The organism is Kutzneria sp. NPDC052558 (assembly GCF_044547355.1).
GTDB lineage: Bacteria > Actinomycetota > Actinomycetes > Mycobacteriales > Pseudonocardiaceae > Kutzneria.
In genome coordinates this window covers 262,264-281,636 of sequence record NZ_JBIUAG010000012.1, presented here as the reverse complement: position 1 = coordinate 281,636, position 19,373 = coordinate 262,264, and the positions used below count along the sequence as shown (strand labels likewise).

The 19,373-nt window shown below is 70.7% G+C and carries 14 protein-coding genes and 1 tRNA gene; 8 read left to right on the top strand and 7 right to left on the bottom strand.

Annotation, left to right across the window (positions count from 1 at the left end; translation table 11 throughout):
- Nucleotides 1–43 precede the first annotated feature (43 nt).
- Nucleotides 44–1,408 carry a threonine/serine exporter ThrE family protein gene (locus ACIG5F_RS23220; protein ID WP_396520615.1) on the bottom strand — a complete coding sequence of 455 codons (1,365 nt, stop codon included), beginning with the start codon at nt 1,406–1,408 and terminating at the stop codon, nt 44–46.
- Nucleotides 1,409–1,684: 276 nt separating this feature from the next.
- Here ACIG5F_RS23220 and ACIG5F_RS23215 point away from each other — a divergent pair.
- The 4 genes from ACIG5F_RS23215 to ACIG5F_RS23200 all read left to right on the top strand — a co-directional run bounded on the left by ACIG5F_RS23215 (nt 1,685) and on the right by ACIG5F_RS23200 (nt 9,464).
- Nucleotides 1,685–1,757 (top strand) — tRNA-Thr (locus ACIG5F_RS23215).
- Between the two features lie 746 nt (nt 1,758–2,503).
- A complete protein-coding gene (locus ACIG5F_RS23210; protein ID WP_396520614.1) occupies nt 2,504–4,690 on the top strand; it encodes an RCC1 domain-containing protein in 2,187 nt (728 codons plus the stop codon).
- A 148-nt stretch (nt 4,691–4,838) separates the two neighbouring features.
- On the top strand, nt 4,839–6,995 hold the full coding sequence (locus tag ACIG5F_RS23205) for an RCC1 domain-containing protein (protein WP_396520613.1): 2,157 nt from the start codon (nt 4,839–4,841) through the stop codon (nt 6,993–6,995).
- A 192-nt stretch (nt 6,996–7,187) separates the two neighbouring features.
- Nucleotides 7,188–9,464: an RCC1 domain-containing protein gene (locus ACIG5F_RS23200; protein ID WP_396520612.1), complete on the top strand. Its 2,277-nt coding sequence runs from the start codon at nt 7,188–7,190 to the stop codon at nt 9,462–9,464.
- Here the strand turns inward: ACIG5F_RS23200 and ACIG5F_RS23195 are convergent.
- Genes ACIG5F_RS23195 through tdh form a run of 3 tightly spaced genes read right to left on the bottom strand, consistent with a single transcriptional unit; the run spans nt 9,443 to nt 12,546 of the window.
- Nucleotides 9,443–10,336, bottom strand: coding sequence for a LysR family transcriptional regulator (locus ACIG5F_RS23195; protein ID WP_396520610.1), 894 nt, complete (start codon nt 10,334–10,336; stop codon nt 9,443–9,445). The genes ACIG5F_RS23200 and ACIG5F_RS23195 overlap by 22 nt on opposite strands.
- The gene (locus tag ACIG5F_RS23190; RefSeq protein WP_396520608.1) at nt 10,333–11,514 is read right to left on the bottom strand and encodes a glycine C-acetyltransferase; all 1,182 of its coding nucleotides are present in this window, start codon (nt 11,512–11,514) and stop codon (nt 10,333–10,335) included. The genes ACIG5F_RS23195 and ACIG5F_RS23190 overlap by 4 nt, the downstream gene beginning before the upstream one ends.
- Nucleotides 11,515–12,546, bottom strand: coding sequence for an L-threonine 3-dehydrogenase (gene tdh, locus ACIG5F_RS23185; RefSeq protein WP_396520606.1), 1,032 nt, complete (start codon nt 12,544–12,546; stop codon nt 11,515–11,517).
- A gap of 137 nt (nt 12,547–12,683) precedes the next feature.
- On the opposite strand from tdh, the gene ACIG5F_RS23180 reads away from it, so the two are divergent.
- Nucleotides 12,684–13,829, top strand: a complete 1,146-nt coding sequence (locus ACIG5F_RS23180; RefSeq protein WP_396520604.1) for a DUF4190 domain-containing protein — start codon at nt 12,684–12,686, stop codon at nt 13,827–13,829.
- A 58-nt stretch (nt 13,830–13,887) separates the two neighbouring features.
- The gene (locus ACIG5F_RS23175; protein WP_396520602.1) at nt 13,888–14,754 is read left to right on the top strand and encodes a septum formation family protein; all 867 of its coding nucleotides are present in this window, start codon (nt 13,888–13,890) and stop codon (nt 14,752–14,754) included.
- A gap of 3 nt (nt 14,755–14,757) precedes the next feature.
- Here ACIG5F_RS23175 and ACIG5F_RS23170 read toward each other — a convergent pair whose 3' ends face one another.
- On the bottom strand, nt 14,758–15,270 hold the full coding sequence (locus ACIG5F_RS23170; protein WP_396520600.1) for a DUF6069 family protein: 513 nt from the start codon (nt 15,268–15,270) through the stop codon (nt 14,758–14,760).
- Nucleotides 15,271–15,457: 187 nt separating this feature from the next.
- On the opposite strand from ACIG5F_RS23170, the gene ACIG5F_RS23165 reads away from it, so the two are divergent.
- Nucleotides 15,458–16,036 (top strand): Uma2 family endonuclease, encoded by a 579-nt coding sequence (locus ACIG5F_RS23165; RefSeq protein ID WP_396520599.1) that lies wholly within the window; start codon nt 15,458–15,460, stop codon nt 16,034–16,036.
- 61 nt (nt 16,037–16,097) lie between these two features.
- Nucleotides 16,098–17,126, top strand: coding sequence for an L-glyceraldehyde 3-phosphate reductase (gene mgrA, locus ACIG5F_RS23160; RefSeq protein ID WP_396520597.1), 1,029 nt, complete (start codon nt 16,098–16,100; stop codon nt 17,124–17,126).
- Here mgrA and ACIG5F_RS23155 read toward each other — a convergent pair.
- Both ACIG5F_RS23155 and ACIG5F_RS23150 read right to left on the bottom strand, forming a co-directional pair.
- On the bottom strand, nt 17,109–18,569 hold the full coding sequence (locus ACIG5F_RS23155) for a sensor histidine kinase (RefSeq protein ID WP_396520595.1): 1,461 nt from the start codon (nt 18,567–18,569) through the stop codon (nt 17,109–17,111). The two genes, mgrA and ACIG5F_RS23155, sit on opposite strands and share 18 nt — an antisense overlap.
- Complete coding sequence (locus tag ACIG5F_RS23150; RefSeq protein ID WP_396520593.1) at nt 18,569–19,273, bottom strand: response regulator transcription factor; 705 nt, start codon at nt 19,271–19,273, stop codon at nt 18,569–18,571. The genes ACIG5F_RS23155 and ACIG5F_RS23150 overlap by 1 nt, the downstream gene beginning before the upstream one ends.
- Nucleotides 19,274–19,373 lie beyond the last annotated feature (100 nt).

Sequence of the window (19,373 nt, the reverse complement as noted above, 5' to 3'; positions counted from 1 at the left end):
ATGTTCCTTTGGAAACACGGGATTGGTCCGGTTGGTCCGGGGGTCAGCGCGACACCCAGAAACGGCGTTCGAGGCGGCCGAGTCGGCTGCGGACTGGTTGGGCCAGGAATTCGCCGAGCACGACGCCGGCGGCCAGGGCCAGGCCGATGCCCATGGCCAGGACCAGGGTGGACAAGCCGCTGACATCGCCCTGCACGGTCAGTTGGTACAGGCCCCGGTAGGTCGTCAGACCGGGCAGCAGCGGAGTCAGGCCGGAGATGGCGACGACCAGGGGCGGCACCCGCAGGCGTCGGGACAGCAGTTGGCCGCAGAAGCCGATGAGCACGGCGGCCAGGGCGGACCCGGTCAGCACGTCGGCGCCGGCGGCCTGAAGCGTGCTGTACGCGCCGACCCCAAGGGCGCTGGACAGGCCGGCGACGAGCAGGGCCCGCGGCTGCCCGTAGCTGGCGAGGGCGAAGAAGACCGCGGCGGCGGCGCCGGTGACGATCTGGATCGGGACGGTGCCGAAGCTCAGCGGCGACACTGGGGCCAGCGTCGAGCCGACGCCCAGCCGCACGCCGATCCGCAGCGCGAAGGCGACGCCGGTGATCAGGCCGACCGACATCAGCAGCGTCTCCATGGTGCGACCCGAGGCTGTGACGGTGTAGCCGTTGATCGCGTCCTGCACGGAGCTGACCACCGACAAGCCCGACAGCAACACCACGATGCCGGCCGCCACCACCAGCGACAGCTGGCTCGGCGGCACCAGCCCGGTGGCCGTCGCCACCAGCGCCCCGCCCGCGCCCAGTGCGCCGCCGACCACCTGCTGGAAGAAGAACGGCAGATTGCGGCGGTTCAGCAGGCGGCCGACCCGGTCCACCACCGCCGTGACCAGGGCCGCCACCAGCGCCATCATCGGGCCGCCGCCCAGCAGCAAGGCCACCGACGCGGCCATCGCCGCCCACGCCGCCGTCGCCAGCCAGCGCGGATACGGGTGCTTGGCCGCGCTGATCTCGTCCAGCTCCACCGACGCCCGCTCGGCCGGCACCGAACCGGCGATCACCCGCCGCACCAGCGACTCCAGGGCGGACAGCCGCGTGTAGTCCAGGCCCCGGGACCGCACCACCTTCATCGACATCACCGGCGAGGCGGCCGTGCCGCGATGGCAGCAGACGTAGATCGAGATGAACGTCACATCCACCTCGCAGCGCGGCAGACCGTACGCCGCGGTCACCCGCATCAGCGTCGAGGCCACGTCCGCGGCGGCCGCGCCGCTGGCCAGCTGGACCTCGCCGATCCGCAGCGCCAGGTCCAACACCAGGTTCACGGTGGCATCGGACGGCAGCTCGGGGCCCACTTCCGCCGGCGCCGTCGCCGCCACCCGCTGCCGCCGCCAGAAATTGCCCCGCACCCGCCGGGTGTGCCGCACTGCCCGTCTCCTCCCCGATCATCCGTACGCAGGATCGGTCCCATTCACCCAACCGTTGCAAGGGCGGCGACGTGGTCTCCGACACGCTCCACCGGGTTACCCCGATCGGTCGACATTGATCACGAACCGTGGCCGCCGCTTCTGCCCTGGTCAGCGGGCATGCGCGCCACCCGGCCGGCTGAGGCGACATCCGGACGGAGGAATCCGGTTCTACCCTGAGCAGACCACAAGTCGCAGGTGGCAACCCGCTGCGCCGCTTACCATGTCCAAAGCCATGCCGGCGTAGCTCAATTGGCAGAGCACTCGCCTTGTAAGCGAGGGGTTGCGGGTTCAAGTCCCGCCGCCGGCTCGATGGGAGAGGTGTGCTCGCGGAAAGCGCGAGCCCACTCTCGCCGGGGTCGTTCTGGGGGACGACCCCCAGACCCCCGATGTGGGGGGCTTCGCCCCCCACGCCCCCCGCTCGGGCTTCGCCCCCCGCTCGGGCTTCGCCCCCCGCTCGGGCTTCGCCCCCCGCTCGGGCTTCGCCCCCCGCTCGGGCTTCGCCCGTCGCTTTCTGGGTGGGTTGCCGGCGGGGTGGAGTGACGGGGTGGTGTGCTGGTTTTTGGGGCTTCGCCCCTTGCCCCCACTGGGCTTCGCCTCGGGGCGCTCGGAGTGCTGGGGCGGGGTGCTCGTTTGGGGCTCCGCCCTTGCCCCCATGGGTGGTGTGTCGGGTTTGGGGCATTGGTTTTGGTCCGTCTTGGTTTTGGAAGCCCTGGGCCTGGTGAGGTTGGGTCGGGTTGGTGGCGGTGGGTGGTTTGTTGGGGGGAGTGCGTGTCAGACTGCGCTGCGGGTCGGGGAGGGTCCATCGCAGGGGGTTCCATGTCTTTGAGTAGAGCTGGGTCGGGTGTGGTCGCTGGTTTACGGCGTGATCGCGCGGCCAGGGCAGGGGTTCTTGTCGCCGTGATGGTGGCGGCGGCTTTTGTTGCGGTGCCGGGAGTGCAGGCGGCGCCGGGGGCGGTGGCGTCGGGCAGTTCGTTCACGCCGGTGACGCCGACCCGGGTGTATGACACGAGAGTCGGTGGCGGGCACCAGATTCCGGCCCGTACTGCTTACGAGGTGACGTTCCCGACCAGCCTGGTGCCGGCCGATGCGACGGCGGTGGTGTTCAACCTGACCGGGACGGGGTCCACGGGGCCGACGTACCTGGCGGTGGGCTCGCTGGCCGGGCCGTCGCCGAACAACACGTCCAACCTGAACCTGGCCGGTGGTGAGACGCGGGCCAACCTGGTGACGAGCCCGATCGGCGGCGCGGGGCAGCACGGCGTGTGGCTGGAGGCGGGGCCGGGCGCGGTCGACGCGATCGTGGACCTGGCCGGGTACTACTCGCCGTCCACCGGCGCCAAGTTCACTTCCGTTGCGCCGCAACGGGTTCTGGACACCAGGGACTCCGCGCCGCTGGGTCCGGGTGGGACGGTGACCCTGGATCTGTCCGGGCAGGTGCCGGCGGGGGCGACCTCGGCGGTGTTCAACCTGACCGGTACTGATGTCACGGGTTCGACGTTTGTGACGGCTTATCCGGCTGGGCAGGGGAAGCCGGATGCGTCGAACTTGAATCTCGAGGCGGGGCAGACGAGTCCGAATCTGGTGACGGTGCAGTTGAGTGCCGATCGGAAGGTGACGTTGGCCAATGCGCACAGTTCGGTGGATCTGATCGCTGATCTGGCCGGGTACTACTCGCCGGACTCGCGGTTGTCGTTCTTCCCGTTGCAGCAGCTGCGGGCGGTGGACACCCGTGACACCAACGGAAATCCGCGCCAGCCGCTCGGCCCCGGCGGCACGCACTCGCTGAACTTCAGCGGCTTCGTGCCGGACGGCGCGAGCGCCGCGGTCTACAACCTCACGGCCACCAACGTGACCGGCTCGACCTATCTGACGGCGTGGCCGGACTTCTCCGACCGGCCATCGGCCAGCAACCTGAACCTGGAGCCGGGCCAGACCTCGGCCAATATGGCGATCACCACGCTCGGCACGGACGCCAAGGCCCAGCTGTTCAACCACGTGGGCCAGGTCGACGCGATCGCCGACCTGACGGGCTACTTCGCGGTGGCGAAGCAGCCATGCGCCAGCGCCTGCGTCTACACCTGGGGCCAGAACCAGTACGGCCAGAAGGCCGACGGCACAACGGACAACGCCCTGCACACGCCGACCGCGGCCTACGGGCTGTCCGGCGTCACGGCGGTCACCACCGGCCCCTTCGGCTCGGGCCACGGCTACGCGCTGCTGTCCGACGGCACGGTCTGGGACTGGGGCAGCAACAGCGCGGGTGAGCTGGCCAACGGCCGCCCGGGCGGCTACGGCGACGGCCCGGTTTCGACCACCCAGTACATCTATCCGCCGAGCTACTACTCGACCACTCCCGGCAAGGTGTTCGGCCTGAGCGGCATCACCCAGATCACCGGCGGGTACGCGCTGCGCAACGACGGCACGGTCTGGGCGTGGGGCAGCAACTACATGTGGAGCCTGGGCAACGGCGTGCAGGACGAGAACTACCTGGCGAGCACGGCGGTTCAGGTCACCGGCCTGACCAACGTGGTGGCCATCGCCGGCTCGACCGGCGACGGCTACGCGCTCAAGAGCGACGGCACGGTGTGGGCCTGGGGCCAGAACGTCTTCGGCGAGCTGGGCACCGGGGTCGCGCCGGACCCGAACAAGTGCTCGGAAGGCGAGGGCATCTCGCCCAAGGGCCCGAACTGCGCCTCGGCGACGCCGGTCCAGGTGGCCAACCTGAACAACGTCGTCAAGATCGGCGACCGGCTGGCGATCAAGTCCGACGGCACGGTCTGGCAGTGGGGCGGCGAGAACTCGAACTACCAGGGCGACCCGAACGTCCACCAGGTGCCCGGCGTCACCGGCGCGGTCGCGGTCGCCGGGCGGGCGGCCGCTTTCACCGACGGCACCGCGTACGCGCTGATGCCGGACGGCACGGTTCGCGCCTGGGGCATGAACTCCGACGGTGAACTGGGCAACGGCACGAAGTGCCAGGGCGGCCTCGACAACCCCTGCACGCCGGTGACCGATCCGGTGACGGTGTCCGGGCTGACCGGGGTCACCACCCTGGCCTCCGGCAACAGCATCGGGTACGCACTGAAGTCCGACGGCACGGTCTGGGCCTGGGGCAGCGGCTACAACGGCGCCCTCGGCGACGGCCAGCGGTTCACCAGCAGCCTGGTCCCGGTGCGGATCGCCGCGCTCAGCGGCGTGACAGCGCTGGGCGACGGCGGCATCGCGGTGGCCAATCCCTGACCGTCCAGGGAATTCCCGGGTAGACACCCGGCGTGGGCGAGTGCCTGCGCCGGGTGTTTTTGCGTTGTCGCAGGTAACGCCGCCGGCCGGTGCGGAGATGTCGCGGGTGGACGGTCGTGGATGCCCGTCACCAGGGGTGGAGGTACGTGTGTCAGTAGCCAGAATCCTTGCACTGGCGGCTGTTGTCGCCGCGGGTGCGCTCTCCGTGGTCGTGCCGGCACAGGCGGCGACACCGCTGCCCGACGCCGGGACGGTGTTCACGCCGGTGTCACCGACCCGGATCTTCGACAGTCGGGACAGCAGCAAGATCCCGGCCCACGGCACGGTCGCCGTGTCGGTGCCGACCAGCCTGGTGCCGGCCGACGCCACGGCCGTGGTGTTCAACCTGACCGGGACCGATCCGGCCGGGCCGACCTGGCTGGCCGAGGGCCCGGGCACCCACGGCACGCCGACCACGTCCAGCCTGAACCTGGCCGCCGGCGAGACCCGGGCCAACCTGGTGACGGTGGCGCTCGGCCACGGCGACAACCCGGGGATCTGGGTCGGGGCCGGCCCGAACGCGGTGGACGCCATCGTGGACATCGCCGGCTACTACTCGCCGACCGGCGGCTCGAAGTTCACTCCCGTTGGGCCGCAACGGGTTCTGGACACCCGCAACAGCGCGCCGCTCGGGCCGGGCGGCACCGTGACACTGGACCTGTCGTCCCAGGCGCCGGCCAGCGCGACGGCGGTGGTGTTCAACCTGACCGGCACCGACGTCACCGGCGACACGTTCGTCACGGCCTATCCCTCGGGCACCCCGAGGCCGAACGCCTCGAACCTGAACCTGGTGGCGGGCAAGGACATTCCCAACCTGGTGACCGTGCGGCTGGGCGCGGACCGGAAGGTGTCGCTGACCAACGCCCACTCCTCGGCCGACCTCGTGGTGGACTTCGCCGGCTACTATTCGGCCGATTCCACGCAGGCGTTCTTCCCGCTGCTGCCGGGCCGGGTGCTCGACACCCGCAACGCCGACGGCACCCCGCGCAACGCCCTCCAGGCGGGGGAGACGCGCCCGCTGAACCTGATGTACTGGGCCCCGCCGGGCGCGACGGCGGCCGTGGTCAACATGACCGCCACCAACGTCACCGGCAACACCGTGCTGACCGTGTGGGCGCACGGGGCCCCGCAGCCGGGCGTGAGCAACCTGAACCTGTTGCCGGGCCAGACATCCGCCAACGCCGTGATCACACCGCTCAACGGTGACCGGGCGCTGGACATCCGCAACCGGGAAGGCCGCCTGGACGCGATCGTCGACCTCGCCGGCTACTTCGCGCCGGCATTGCCGGCCTGCGCCACCAAGTGCGTGATCGGCAGCGGCGCCAACGAGTTCGGCCAGGCCGGGGTCGGGACCACCGATTCCACCACCCGCGCGGATTCCCGGGTGTACGGCCTGTCCGGCGTCACGGCGATCGCTAACACCGACCAGGACGCGTACGCGATCGACGGCTCGGGCACGCTGTGGTCCTGGGGCCGCAACGACCGCGGCCAGCTCGGCATCGGATTCGGCGGCAATGCCGAAGGCCCGTTGGGCCAGGGCGACTTCGAGCCCCTGCCGGTGGCCGCGCTGACCGGGATCAAGTCGATCACCCCGGGCATGGCGCTGACCACCGACGGCAGCGTCTACACCTGGGGCACCAACGAATCGCTCCAGCTGGGCAACGGGAACACCGACACCACCGCGTGGGACTCGGGCCCGAAGGTCGTGCTGAGCAACGTCATCGCGATCGCCGAGAACCGCAACGGCAACGCCGTCACCCGGTACGCGCTGAAGTCCAACGGCACGGTGTGGAGCTGGGGCGACGGTTCCCGCGGCGCATTGGGCAACAACACCAACGACGTGGCCAGCGCGGTCCCGGTCCAGGTCTTCGGCCTGTCCGGGTGCACCGGGCTGGGCGTGCGGGTGGTGCTGTGCCCGGGCAGCGTCTGGCGTTGGGGCGCAATCGGTTCCGGGCAGCAGCTGACCCCGGCCGGGCTGCCGCTGCCCGACGGCCAGATCGCCTCCGTGCAGCGCGACAACGGCGTCAACTCCGGCGCTCGGGCGCTGATGGCCGACGGCACGGTGTGGCAGTGGCCCGATGGCGCGAGCTTCACCGGCACCTTCCAGGGCGCGGCCATCGCCGGCCTGAGCTCGATCACCCAGCTGGCCACCGGGCACGCGCTCGACCACAGCGGCGGCGAGTGGACTTTGACCGGCACGCCGACCCAGATCCGTGTCGGCGTCAGCGCGATCGGCGACGGCAGCTACTACGTGTCGACCGAATAGCCCAGCACACCGAGGGCGGCGGGGGCCAAATGGCCTCCGCCGCCCTTGTGCGTGTCCTGAACGGCTTTCGGGTTGCTTGGAATCGTCGGTCATGCCCCTTTGGGTGCGGGCCGCCGGTGAGGCTGGTGTGGGCGATTTGGCCCGTGCCAGGGTCACGGGGGCCGCAGACAAGCCCACTACAGGGGGAAACACATGTCGCTCGCCAGGATTGGCGTGCTGGTGGCCGCGGTCGCCGCGGCGTCCTCGATACTGACTCCGACGGCGCAGGCCGCGCCGCAAGGAAAATCGGGTCTGGCGTTCACCTCCGTGAGCCCGACCCGGTTACATGACACGAGAGTGACGGGCGATCGGATCGCCGCCCGCGGCAGCGTCAAACTCGCCGTGCCGCAGCTGCCCGACGACGCGGCGGCAGTGCTGGTGAACGTCACCGCGACCAACCCGGACGGGCCGACCTTCCTCACCGCGGGGACATCGTCGTTCGCGGGCACCACTTCCACGGTGAACGTGCGCGCCGGGGAGACCCGGGCCAACCTCGCGGTCGTGCCGATCGACCGGGACAGCCACAGCTTTTACGTGGCGGCCGGGCCGAACGCCGCCGACGCGGTGATCGACCTCGCCGGCTACTACTCGGCCGGCGGGGCGGCGAAGTACACACCCGTGGCGCCGCAACGGGTTCTCGACACCAGGAGCAGCGCTCCCGTCGGTCCTAACGGGACGGTGACGCTCGACCTGTCGGGGCAGGTCCCGGCCGGTGCGACCTCGGTGACGTTCAACCTGACCGCCACCAACGTCACCGCCTCAACCTTCGTCACGGCTTTCCCGGCCGGGCAGCAGCGGCCGGCGACGTCCAACCTCAACCCGGAGCCGGGACAGGACACGCCGAACCTGGTCACCGTCGGGCTGGGCGCGGACCGCAAGGTGACGCTGGCCAACGCGGCCGGCTCGGTGGACCTGATCGCCGACCTGGCCGGCTACTACTCGCCGCAGTCCACGCAAGCCTTCTACCCGTTGAAGCCGTTGCGGGTGGTGGACACTCGCGACTACCAGGAACAGCCGCGTGATCCGATCACCGCGGGCGCGGACCGTCGGGTCGACCTGAGCGGCTGGCTGCCGGCTGGTGCGACGGCGGCGGTGTTCAACCTGACCGCCACCAACGCTTCCGCCGCCACCTTCCTCACCGCCCACCCGGCCGACCAGCCGCGTTCGTCGGCCAGCACGAGCAACGTGGTCGCCGGCCAGACCGCGGCGGCCATGGCCACGGTCGCGGTGAGCCCGGACCGTGCCGTGAGCGTCTTCAACGCCCACGGCCAGGTGGACGTGCTCGTCGACGTGGCCGGCTACTTCGCGCCGTCGCAGGCGGCGTGCCAGCGGGGCTGTGTGTACGGCTTCGGGGTCAACACGGTTGGGCAGGCCGGCAACGGCACCGTCGGGGACGCCCTGACGCCGACCACGGCCGTGTACGGCCTGGACTCCGTCATCGCCGCCAGCAACTACTACGGCACCCAGTACGCCCTCAAGTCTGATGGCACGGTGTGGGCCTGGGGCGGGGCCGGGAACGGCGCACTCGGCAACGGCCCCGTGGCGGGCGGCGACCTGCCGGACCTGGCGGGCCCGGCCTACCCGTACGCGACCTTCCCGGTGCGGATCTCGGGGCTGACCAACATCACCGCCGTGTCGACGCAGATGGCGTTGCGGTCCGACGGCACCGTGTGGGTGTGGGGCCAGAACGGCTACAAGCACCTGGGTGTCGACTTCCCGCACGGTCAGTACGACACTCCGGTGCAGGTCACCGAGTTGAGCAACGTGGTGGCGGTCGCCGGCAACACCACCACCAGCTACGCGCTCAAGTCCGACGGCACGGTGTGGAGCTGGGGCTGGAACTCGGGCGGCGCCTTGGGCAACGGCACCGTTCCCGGGCCCCTGGACTGCCCGGTCAAGAGCAGTGACGCCGACAAGGGGCCCAACTGCGCCTCCGGGATTCCGGTGCAGGTCAAGGACTTGACCAACGTCACCGCCATCGCCCCCGCGGTCGCGGTGAAGTCCGACGGCACCCTGTGGCGTTGGGGCGCGCGCGGCTCCCAGGACCAGGACATCGTTCCGGTGGCGGTGCCCGGCGTGCATGATGCGCGGGCGGTCGTGGCCAACGGTTCCGACTACGTGCTGCGCGCCGACGGCACGGTGTGGGCCTGGGGCACCGGCTACCTGGGCGACGGTCGCGGCAGCCATGCGTTCTATGTGGACACTCCGGTCAAGGCGCAGGGCCTGGCCGGGGTTCGGGCGATCGCGACCACCGGGCTGGCCTCCTACGCCGTGACGGCCGACGGCGCCGAATACGCGTGGGGCGGCGGCCAGGACGGTCTGCTCGGCGACGGGAAGTTCTACACCCAGAGCCAGGTTCCAACGCCGGTCCCGGGAGTCAGTGGCGTGACCGCCTTGAGCAGCAACGGTTACGCGGTCACCGGATCCTGACCGCGGACCAGGGCGGCGAGGACCAGCCGGATCAGCGGATGGTCCTCGCTGCCCTTGCGCACGGCCGCGAACACCCGGCGCAGCGACTGGTCTCCCTTGACCGGCAACGCGATCGCGCCGGGTGTCTGCGTGAAGGCGTTGCGCGGCACCAGGGCCACCCCCGAGCCGGCCGCCACCAGGGCCACGATGGCTCGGAAGTCGTCGGAGGTGTGCCGGATCAGCGCGTCCGGGCAGGCCAGTAAAAGCACGTCACGGCAAGGGTTTCCGGGCAGCGGGGCGATCCAGTCCTCGCCGCCGAGCGCGCTGACGTCCACTTCGGACTCCTTGGCCAACCGGTGGCCGGCCGGCAGCACCACGTCGAACGGCTCGACGTACAGCGGAAAACGCTTGAGCCGGCGGTCGTCGGTCTGCGACGCCGGCCGGTACTCCTCGGTGATGGCCACGTCGATCTCGCCGTCGAGCAGCAGCGGCACGCTGGCGTGCCCCTCGGCGTCCTGCACCAGCACCCTCACGTCCGGGGCGCCGGCCCGCAGCGAGGCCACCGCCGGGGCGACCACCTGCGTGATCGCCGAGGCGAAGCTGGCCAGCCGGACCGGGCCGCGCAGGCCGGCGTCGAACGCCGCCAGCGTGGCCTCGGCCCGCTCCAGCTCGGCCGCGACGGCGTTGGCGTGCACGACCAGCAGCTCGCCGGCCGGCGTCAGCCACACCCGCCGGCCCTTGCGCCGCAGCAGCTGCTGCCCGGTCTCCGCCTCCAGCGCCGCCAACTGCTGCGACACGGCGGACGCCGTCAGATGCAGCGCCCGCCCCGCCGCGGTCACCGTGCCGTGGTCGGCCAGCGCCCGCAGCACCCGCAGCCGTCGAGGATCTATCATCCGTCCATCTTGGACCGTGCCACGACAAAAGCGTCGACGGCGCGGTTGACGTCCTCCAGCGAGTGCGCGGCCGACATCTGGGTGCGGATGCGGGCCTTGCCGTGCGGAACCACCGGGTAGGAGAACCCGATCACGTAGATGCCCTGCTCCAGCAGCAGATCGGCCATCCGGCCGGCCTTGGCCGCGTCGCCGATCATCACCGGGATGATCGGGTGCTCGCCCGGCAGCAGGTCGAAGCCCTCCTCGGTCATCCGGCGGCGGAACAGCTCGGTGTTGGCGCGCAGCCGGTCCAGCAGGTCGCCCGAGGAGCTGAGCAGGTCCAGCGCGGCCAGCGCGGCGCCGGTGATCGACGGGGCCAGCGAGTTGGAGAACAGGTACGGCCGGGAGCGCTGGCGCAGCATCTCCACGATCTCGGCCCGCCCCGACACGTAGCCGCCGCTGGCGCCGCCCAGCGCCTTGCCCAGCGTGCCGGTCACCACGTCCACCTTGTCGGTGACGCCGAACAGCTCCGGCGTGCCGCGGCCGGTCGGGCCGGTGAATCCCACCGCGTGCGAGTCGTCCACCATGACCAGCGCGTCGTGGCGCTCGGCCAGCGCGCAGATCTCGTCCAGCGGGGCCAGGTAGCCGTCCATGGAGAACACGCCGTCGGTGGCGATCAGCCGGTACCGGGCGTCGGCGTTCTCCTGGAGGATGCGCTCCAGGTCGGCCATGTCCCGGTTGCGGTAGCGGGCCCGCTTGGCCTTGCACAGCCGGATGCCGTCGATGATCGAGGCGTGGTTGAGCTCGTCGGAGATGACCACGTCCTGCTCGCCCAGCAGCGTCTCGAACAGGCCGCCGTTGGCGTCGAAGCAGGAGCTGTAGAGGATCGTGTCCTCGGTGCCGAGGAACTGCGAGAGGCGGCCCTCCAGCCGCTTGTGCAGCTCCTGCGTGCCGCAGATGAAGCGCACCGAGGCCATGCCGAAGCCCCAGCGGTCCAACGCCTCGTGCGCGGCGTTGACCAGCACCGGGTGGTCGGCCAGGCCCAGGTAGTTGTTGGCGCAGAAGTTCAGCACGCTCTCGCCGGTGACGCTGACCTGCGCCGCCTGCGGCCCGCCCAGCACCCGCTCCGCCTTGTACAGGCCGGCCTCGCGGATCTCGGCCAGCCCGGCCCGCAGGTCGTCCCGCATCGCGCCGTACATCTACTTCTCCGTCCAGTCGAGGAGCACCTTGCCGCAGCGGCCGGCTCGTGTCGTGTCGAAGGCCGTCCTGTGTTCGGTGTAGTGGAAGCGGTGCGTGATCACCGGGGCGATGTCCAGGCCGGCCTGCAGCAGCACCGACATCGAGTACCAGGTCTCGAACATCTCCCGGCCGTAGATGCCCTTGAGGTGCAGCATCTTGAGCACCACCGAGCCGAAGTCCACCGGGAACTCCTTGGCCGGCAGCCCCAGCATGGCGATCCGGCCGCCGTGCGACATAGTGGCGATCATGTCCCGCAGCGCGCTGGGTTGGCCGGACATCTCCATGCCCACGTCGAAGCCCTCGGACATGTTCAGCCGGCTGTAGGCGTCGGCCAGGGTCGACTCGGCCACGTTCAGGGCCAGGTCCACGCCGACCTTGCGGGCCAGCTCCAGGCGGTGCTCGCTGACGTCGGTGATGACCACGTGGCGGGCGCCCGCGTGCCGGGCGATGGCCGCGGCCATGATGCCGATCGGGCCGGCCCCGGTGATCAGCACGTCCTCGCCGATGACCGGGAAGGACAGCGCCGTGTGCACGGCGTTGCCCAGCGGGTCGAAGATCGCCGCCACGTCCAGGTCCACCTCGGTGCGGTGCACCCAGGCGTTCTGCTCGGGCAGCACCGCGTACTGGGCGAACGCCCCGTTGCTGTGCACGCCCAGGCCGCGGGTGTTGGCGCACAGGTGGCGGCGGCCGGCCTTGCAGTTGCGGCACGTGCCGCAGACCAGGTGGCCCTCGCCGCTGACCAGGTCGCCGACCTTGACGCCGGTGACGTCCCGGCCGGTCTCCACCACCTCGCCCACGAACTCGTGGCCGAGAACCAGCGGCGGCGTCACAGTGCGGGCCGCCCAGTCGTCCCAGGAGTCGATGTGCAGGTCGGTGCCGCAGATGCCGGTGCGCAGCACCTTCACCGCCACGTCACCCGTCCCGACCTGCGGGTCGGGCACGTCGGTGAGCTCGAGACCCGGCGCCGCGTCGACCTTGACCAGTGCCTTCATGGGCGAAGTCTCGCCCCCCGCCGCTGTGCAGTCCATCACGACTTTCTGAACTCGCTTGTTAGCGTTTTTTCACAGCGCGGCGGGCGGTAGCCTTGCTTGTCCGTTAAGGGGAGAGACGGCGGTATTTCGTGATGTCCATGGAGCCCGAGCAGCCCGCGTACCAGAACTACCCGCCGATGCCGCCGGCCCAGCCCAGCCTGCCGCCAGGCCTGCCCGGCCAGGCCGGCTCGTGGGGCCAGCCGTGGCCCGGCCAGGGCCCGTGGCCCGGCCAGCCCGGTCCGATGGGCGGTCAGCCGTGGCCGAGTCCCAGGCCGGGAACCAGCGGCTTCGCCATCACCTCGTTCGTGCTGGGCGTGTTCGGCTTTTTCCTGCTCAGCGCGATCCTCAGCCTCGTCTTCGGCATTCTCGGGCTCAGCGGCATCCGCCAGACCCGGCAGAGCGGCAAGGGCCTGGCCATCGCCGGCATCGTGCTGGCCGGCTTGTGGCTCGTGCTCTGGGCGGTGTTCTTCATCGCCGCCGTGGTCGTCGGCGTGCGCGATGCCGCCAACAACTCGGCCTCCTCGACCTCCACCGGCTTCCGGCTCAAGCCCGGGCAGTGCTTCGACCGGCCCGTGGCCAGCTCGACCGCCGCCGTCACCGTGCGGGACTGCGCCACCCCGCACGACGCCGAGGCCTTCGCCGCCGAACCCGTGTCCGGGTCGGCCTATCCCGGCGTCTACGCCCTGGAGAACCTCGGCGACCGCAAGTGCGCCGCCGACTCGGCCCGGTGGCTCACGCCCGGCATGAACTACCCCGACTTCGCCGTGCACTACCTGTACCCCGAGCAGTCCTCGTGGCTCAGCGGCGACCGCACGGTGGTCTGCTTCTACCGGCGCGTCGACACCGCCCCCATGACCGGCCACGTCAAGGACGTCGGGCTGCCCCTGTCCGACGACCAGAAGCGCTACCTGGACGCCGTCGCCCCGTACAACAAGATCATCGACGACGAGTCCGACGCGGCGATGTCCGGCTCATGGACCGCCGAGAAGGCCGTCGTCGCCCGCTCGATTCCCGTGGTGCAGAAGGAGATCGACGACCTCAAGGCCGGGCCGTGGCCCACCAACGCCCAGTCCGGCATCGACAGCCTCATCGCCGAGAAGCAGCAGGAGCTCGCCGCCCGCCAGCAGGCCGCCGCCGCGACCGACGAGGACACCATGGACGACGCCCTCGACACCGCCGACGTGCACAACGGCGACACCGAGGACGAGTCCCTGCGGACCGCCCTGCACCTGCCGCCGCGCTGATCCGCCGCTCCGCTACCCTCTGCCCGTCGTCCAGGGGAGGAAACGGCGGTGTACCAACATGTCCAGTGAATCCGAACAGCCCACGCCCGAGGTCCAACCGGCCCAGCCGAAGGCTCGGCACTACATCAAACCCGTGGTGATCGGCGTCGTTTTTGTCGCCGCGATGGCCACTCTGTTCGTGGTTCGCCTCGATCGGGAGAACCACAAGGCCGTCCCGAACGTCGGCTACACCTTGCAGCCTGGGCAGTGCTTCGACCGGCAGGACACCGATGCCGCGGTGCCGGTCACGGCCAAGGACTGCGCCGACGCGCACTCCGCCGAGGTGTTCGCCGTCGAGCCGCTGTCCGGCTCGAGCTACCCCGGGCAGTCCACCATCAATGCGCTGGGCCACCGCAAATGCCCGGCCGAAGTGGCCAAGGCCCTCGCCCCGGGGATGAACTACTCGGGTGTGAAGATGACGTTCCTCTATCCGGTCGAAGACTCGTGGGCGCAGGGCGACCGGGCCGTGAAGTGCTACTTCCAGCGGGCCGACGGCCTGCCCATGAGCGGGCACGTCAAGGACACCGGGCTGCCCTACACCCCCGAGCAGAAGCACTACCTCGACACCGTCTCGGCCTACGACGCCATCGTCGCCGAACAGGACCCCGCCGCCGGCTGGGCCGCCGAGAAGGCCGTCGTCGCCCGCTCGATTCCCGTGGTGCAGAAGGAGATCGACGACCTCAAGGCCGGGCCGTGGCCGAACGAGTTCGCAGGCACGATCGACCAGCTGATCGCCGCCAAGCAGGCCGAACTGGCCGACCGTCAGCGCGCCGCCGCCGACACCGACCAGGCCCACTTCAGCCATTACCTGGACGACGCCACCCACGACAGCGGCTCCGCCCAGGACCGGACCGTCCGCGCCACGCTGGGCATCGGCCCGCGCTGACCGCTACTGCTGCTGGTCCCGCCACTCCACCGTCTCGTCGTACGGGCCGATGTGCCGCTGCGGGTACTGCTGCTGCGGCGGCTCCAGGTGCACCGTGCCCGGGGCGAAGCTGGTCAGGATGCTGGTCACCGCGAGGCCGATCGCCAGGTTGATCAGGCCCGTCGTCAGCCGGCTGGCCAGGTCCACCGGCAGGCTCAGCGGCAGCACCACCGCGATCAGGGTCAGCAGCACCATGATCCACGTGAAGAACGTCGTCGCCCTCGGCGTCGTCAGCAGCAGCAGGTGCAGCAGCCCCGTCGCCGCCAGCGCGACCGCCGCCGACACCAGGGCGTACGTCACCGTGTTGGCGTTGCCCCACGCCCCCTCCGCCTTCGGGGCCAGCACCTCCACCTGCACGATGCCCCGGGCGATGAGGATCCCCACCACCGCGATCAGCCCCGCCACCAGCGCCGTCGCCGCCGCCCCGGCCCACAGCCGGCCCGCGTCGATCCGGATCTGGGTCTCGTTCTCGGTCATCAGGAGTCCTTCCACGCACGGCCCACGCCCCGATTGTCCCGCTCCGTGCCCCGATCCGCCCACCATCGAACGGGGCACGTCGCGCCGGTGTTCGACTTGACGGCACCATTGGATGAAAATGCAGGTAGGACGCCAGGTGGGTGCCCGTGGGAGGGTGGTCGTGAGTCGAGCCGAGGAGGAGATTCCGGTGAGCGCAGCGCTCGCGCACCCGATCGGCCAGCACACGATCGAAGACTGGCTGGCGACGGACCAACCCGAGGACGGGTCCCGCCTTGAGTTGATCTGGGGTTACTTCCACGTGAGTCCCGCACCCTCAGTGCAGCACCAGTTCGCGGGCGACGAGCTCCGGCTTCTGTTCAAGGAATCCCTCCGCCGAGCCGGCCGCGACGACCTGACCGCGGTGACCGCGGTCGCCGCCGAGGTCAGTTCACTGCTGCGCACGGGACTCATTCCTGATGTGGTGCTGATCGAAGGCCGTCCGTTCGGGCAGAGCGTCAAGGCGAAAAATCTGGCACTTGTGGCCGAGGTCTGGTCGCCGGGCAACACACTGGGCGAACGCGAGAGCAAGCTCGTCGCCTACGCGAACGCCGGCATTCCCTACTTCTGGGCGCTCCAGCAGGACAGGGCAGGGCACGTGTCGGTCACCGCGTACCGCTTGGAAAACGGTCGTTACGTCGAGGAGATGACTGCTCGGCCGGGAGAGACCGTGACCATCAAGGCGGCTCCTGAGCCCGTCACCTTCGATCCCGCGGTGCTCAGCCCGTGACCTGGGACCGACCTAGACTCGCGTCCGTTCGGGTGGGACGGGAGAGTTGGGAGGCGGGACGGTGCCGTACGAGGCCGCGGGTGGGCGCTACGAGGACATGACGTACCGGCGGTGTGGGCGCAGCGGGCTGCGGCTGCCGGGGATCTCGCTGGGGTTGTGGCACAACTTCGGGGACGACACGCCGTACGAGACGGGGCGGGCGATCGTGCGGCGCGCCTTCGACCTGGGGATCACGCACTTCGACCTGGCCAACAACTACGGCCCGCCGTACGGCAGCGCGGAGCGGAACTTCGGGCGGATGATGGCCGACGACCTGCGGCCGTACCGGGACGAGCTGGTGATCTCGACCAAGGCGGGCTACGACATGTGGCCGGGCCCGTACGGGGAATGGGGCAGCCGCAAGTACCTGCTGGCCTCGCTGGACCAGTCGCTGGAGCGTCTGGGCCTGGACTACGTGGACATCTTCTACTCCCACCGGTTCGACCCGGACACGCCGCTGGAGGAGACGATGGGCGCGCTGGTGAGCGCCCATCAGCAGGGCAAGGCGCTGTACGTGGGGGTGTCGAGCTACTCGGCGACCAAGACGCGGGAGGCGGCGGAGATCCTGCGCACGGCGGGGGTGCCGCTGCTGATCCACCAGCCCTCGTACTCGATGCTGAACCGCTGGATCGAGGCGGACCTGCTGGACGCGCTGGACGAGGTGGGGGCGGGCTGCATCGCCTTCTCGCCGCTGGGCCAGGGCATGCTGACGGACAAGTACCTCAACGGGGTGCCGGCGGGATCCCGGGCGACGCAGGACAAGTCGCTGTCGACGAGCCTGCTGTCGGAGGAGAATCTGGCCCGGATCCGGGCCCTGAACGACATCGCCGGCCAGCGCGGCCAGTCGCTCGCGCAGCTGGCGCTGACCTGGGCCCTGCGCGACCCGAGGGTGACCTCGGCGCTGATCGGGGCCAGCTCGGTCCGGCAGCTGGAGGACAACGTGGCGGCGCTGTCGGCCCCGCCGCTGACCGACGACGAGCTGGCGGCGATCGACAAGCACGCGGTGGAGTCGGGCATCGACCTCTGGGCCCGCTCACACCTGGCCGGCTGACAGGGGCAGTCGCACCGTGAACACGGTGGCGCCGGGCTGGCTCTGCAAGGTGACGGCGCCGCCGTGCGCGGTGACGAGCGACAGCACGACCGACAGCCCGAGCCCGGTGCCGCCGCTGTGCCGGGTCCGGGAGTCGTCGACCCGGTAGAACCGGTCGAACACGCGGGCCTGGTTCTCGGGGCTGATGCCGGGCCCGCCGTCGGCGACGTCGATGACGGCCCAGCCGGCCTCGGCCCGCACCCGCAGCCACACGGGAGTGCCGGGATCGGTGTGCACGGCGGCGTTGGTGAGCAGGTTGTCCAGCACCTGCCGCAGCCGCATCGGATCGCCGACCATGGGCAGTGAGGACGGCTCGACCTCCAGCGTGAACGGATGGTCGGGCTGCCCGGCCTGGAAGCCGTCGGCGGCGGCCACGGCGAGCTCGACCAGGTCGACGGGCTCGGGCCGCAGCGGCGTCTCGGCGGCGTCGAGCCGGGCCAGCAGCAGCAGGTCGTCCAGCAGCAGGCTCATCCGCCCGGCCTCCTCCCGCATCCGCGCGAGGTGCCGCTCCCGCTCGGCCGGCTCGTTGGCCGCGGCGTACGCGAACAGGTCGGCATAGCCGCGGATCGAGGTGAGCGGGGTGCGCAGCTCGTGCGAGGCGTCGGCGACGAACTGCCGCAGCCGCTGCTCGGCGGCCGACCGCGCGGCCAGCGACTGGTCGATGTGATCGACCATCACGTTGAACGCCGAGCGCAGCTCCTCGACCTCGACGCCGCCGCCCTCGCCGGTGGCGCGCACGGAGAGGTCGACGGAATTGGTGGTCAGGTCGGTGGAGGCGATGGTGTGCGCGGCGGACGCCACCGTGCCCAACGGCCGCAGCCCGCGCCGCAGCACCTGTTGCCCGGCGACGACCAGCACGATCAGGGCCAGGCCGAAGGTGATCAGGTTGACCATGATCATCCGGCGGATGGTGGCCTCGGTGTCGCCCTCGGACAGCCCGACCACGGCCACCTTGCCCGGCGCGGTGTTCATGTACGGCGCCGCGGTGAACCGGTAGAGGACGCCGTTGACCATGATCTGGTCGTCCGGGTGCGGGCCGACCAGGGCCCGCCGGGCCAGCGCCACCAGCTCCGGGGGATAGGACGACCCCGCCGGCAGCACGTTCGTCGCCTCGATGGTGCCGCCCGACCCGAACCGGAACTGCACGCCGATCGGCGGGTCCTTGTCGCCCTGGCTGGAGTGCCCGAACTTGCCGGGCGGGATGCTGTTGATCTGGTTGTTGGCCTTGTACTGGGACAGCACCGTGCCCAGCTGCTCGCCCAGCCGCTGGTCCAGGTAGTCGTGCAGCAGCGACACGGTGATCGTGCCGACCAGGCCGAACACCACCAGCGCGAGCACCCCCAGCACCAGGGCCAGCTGGGTGCCCAGCCGCAGCCGCCGCCACGCGGTCGTCAGCCGGTTCATCAGGTTGCCTTGCGCACCACGTAACCCACGCCGCGAATGGTGTGGATCAGCGGCTCGTACCCGGTGTCCAGCTTGCGGCGCAGGTGGGAGATGACCAGCTCCACCACGTTGGACCGGCCGCCGAAGTCGTAGTCCCACACGTGGTCGAGGATCTGGGCCTTGGTCAGCACGGCCGGCGAGCGCCGCATCAGGTACCGCAGCAGCTCGAACTCGGTCGGCGTCAGCGACACGTTCTCCTCGCCGCGGCGCACCTCGCGGGTGTCCTCGTCCAGCTCCAGGTCCTCGACCGCGAGCACGGAGCGCTTCCAGCCGGGGCCGGTGGTGCGGCGCAGCACCGCCCGCAGCCGGGCCATCAGCTCCTCCACCGCGAACGGCTTGACCAGGTAGTCGTCGCCGCCGCGGGTCAGACCGGCCACGCGGTCGGCGGTGGCGTCCTTGGCGGTCAGGAACACCACCGGCACCATCGCGCCGGTGGCCCGCAGCCGGTCCAGCACGGTGAAGCCGTCCAGGTCGGGCAGCATCAGGTCGAGCACCACGATGTCCGGGTTGAACGCGGCCGCCTCGGTGAGCGCTGTCGACCCGTTGTTGGCCACGCGGGCGTGCCAGCCCTCGTACTTGGCCACCGTCGCCACCAGGTCGGCGATGTGGGGCTCGTCGTCGACGACCAGCAGTCGGACCGGGGCCTCAGCCTTGTCAGCGCGCACGACCCCATGGTGCTGTAGGGGACCGACAGCTGGCGACTCGACGCCCGGGTCGACAGCTAGCCGACAGAACACCCACAGGCTTGACACAGCCTGCGTGCGC

Excerpts from the sequence above, each read along its gene's own strand:
- ACIG5F_RS23200 (WP_396520612.1), top strand. The coding sequence starts at position 7,188 with ATGTCGCTCGCCAGGATTGGCGTGCTGGTGGCCGCGGTCGCCGCGGCG.
- ACIG5F_RS23195 (WP_396520610.1), bottom strand. The coding sequence starts at position 10,336 with ATGATAGATCCTCGACGGCTGCGGGTGCTGCGGGCGCTGGCCGACCAC.
- ACIG5F_RS23190 (WP_396520608.1), bottom strand. The coding sequence starts at position 11,514 with ATGTACGGCGCGATGCGGGACGACCTGCGGGCCGGGCTGGCCGAGATC.
- tdh (WP_396520606.1), bottom strand. The coding sequence starts at position 12,546 with ATGAAGGCACTGGTCAAGGTCGACGCGGCGCCGGGTCTCGAGCTCACC.
- ACIG5F_RS23180 (WP_396520604.1), top strand. The coding sequence starts at position 12,684 with ATGGAGCCCGAGCAGCCCGCGTACCAGAACTACCCGCCGATGCCGCCG.
- ACIG5F_RS23175 (WP_396520602.1), top strand. The coding sequence starts at position 13,888 with ATGTCCAGTGAATCCGAACAGCCCACGCCCGAGGTCCAACCGGCCCAG.
- ACIG5F_RS23170 (WP_396520600.1), bottom strand. The coding sequence starts at position 15,270 with ATGACCGAGAACGAGACCCAGATCCGGATCGACGCGGGCCGGCTGTGG.
- ACIG5F_RS23155 (WP_396520595.1), bottom strand. The coding sequence starts at position 18,569 with ATGAACCGGCTGACGACCGCGTGGCGGCGGCTGCGGCTGGGCACCCAG.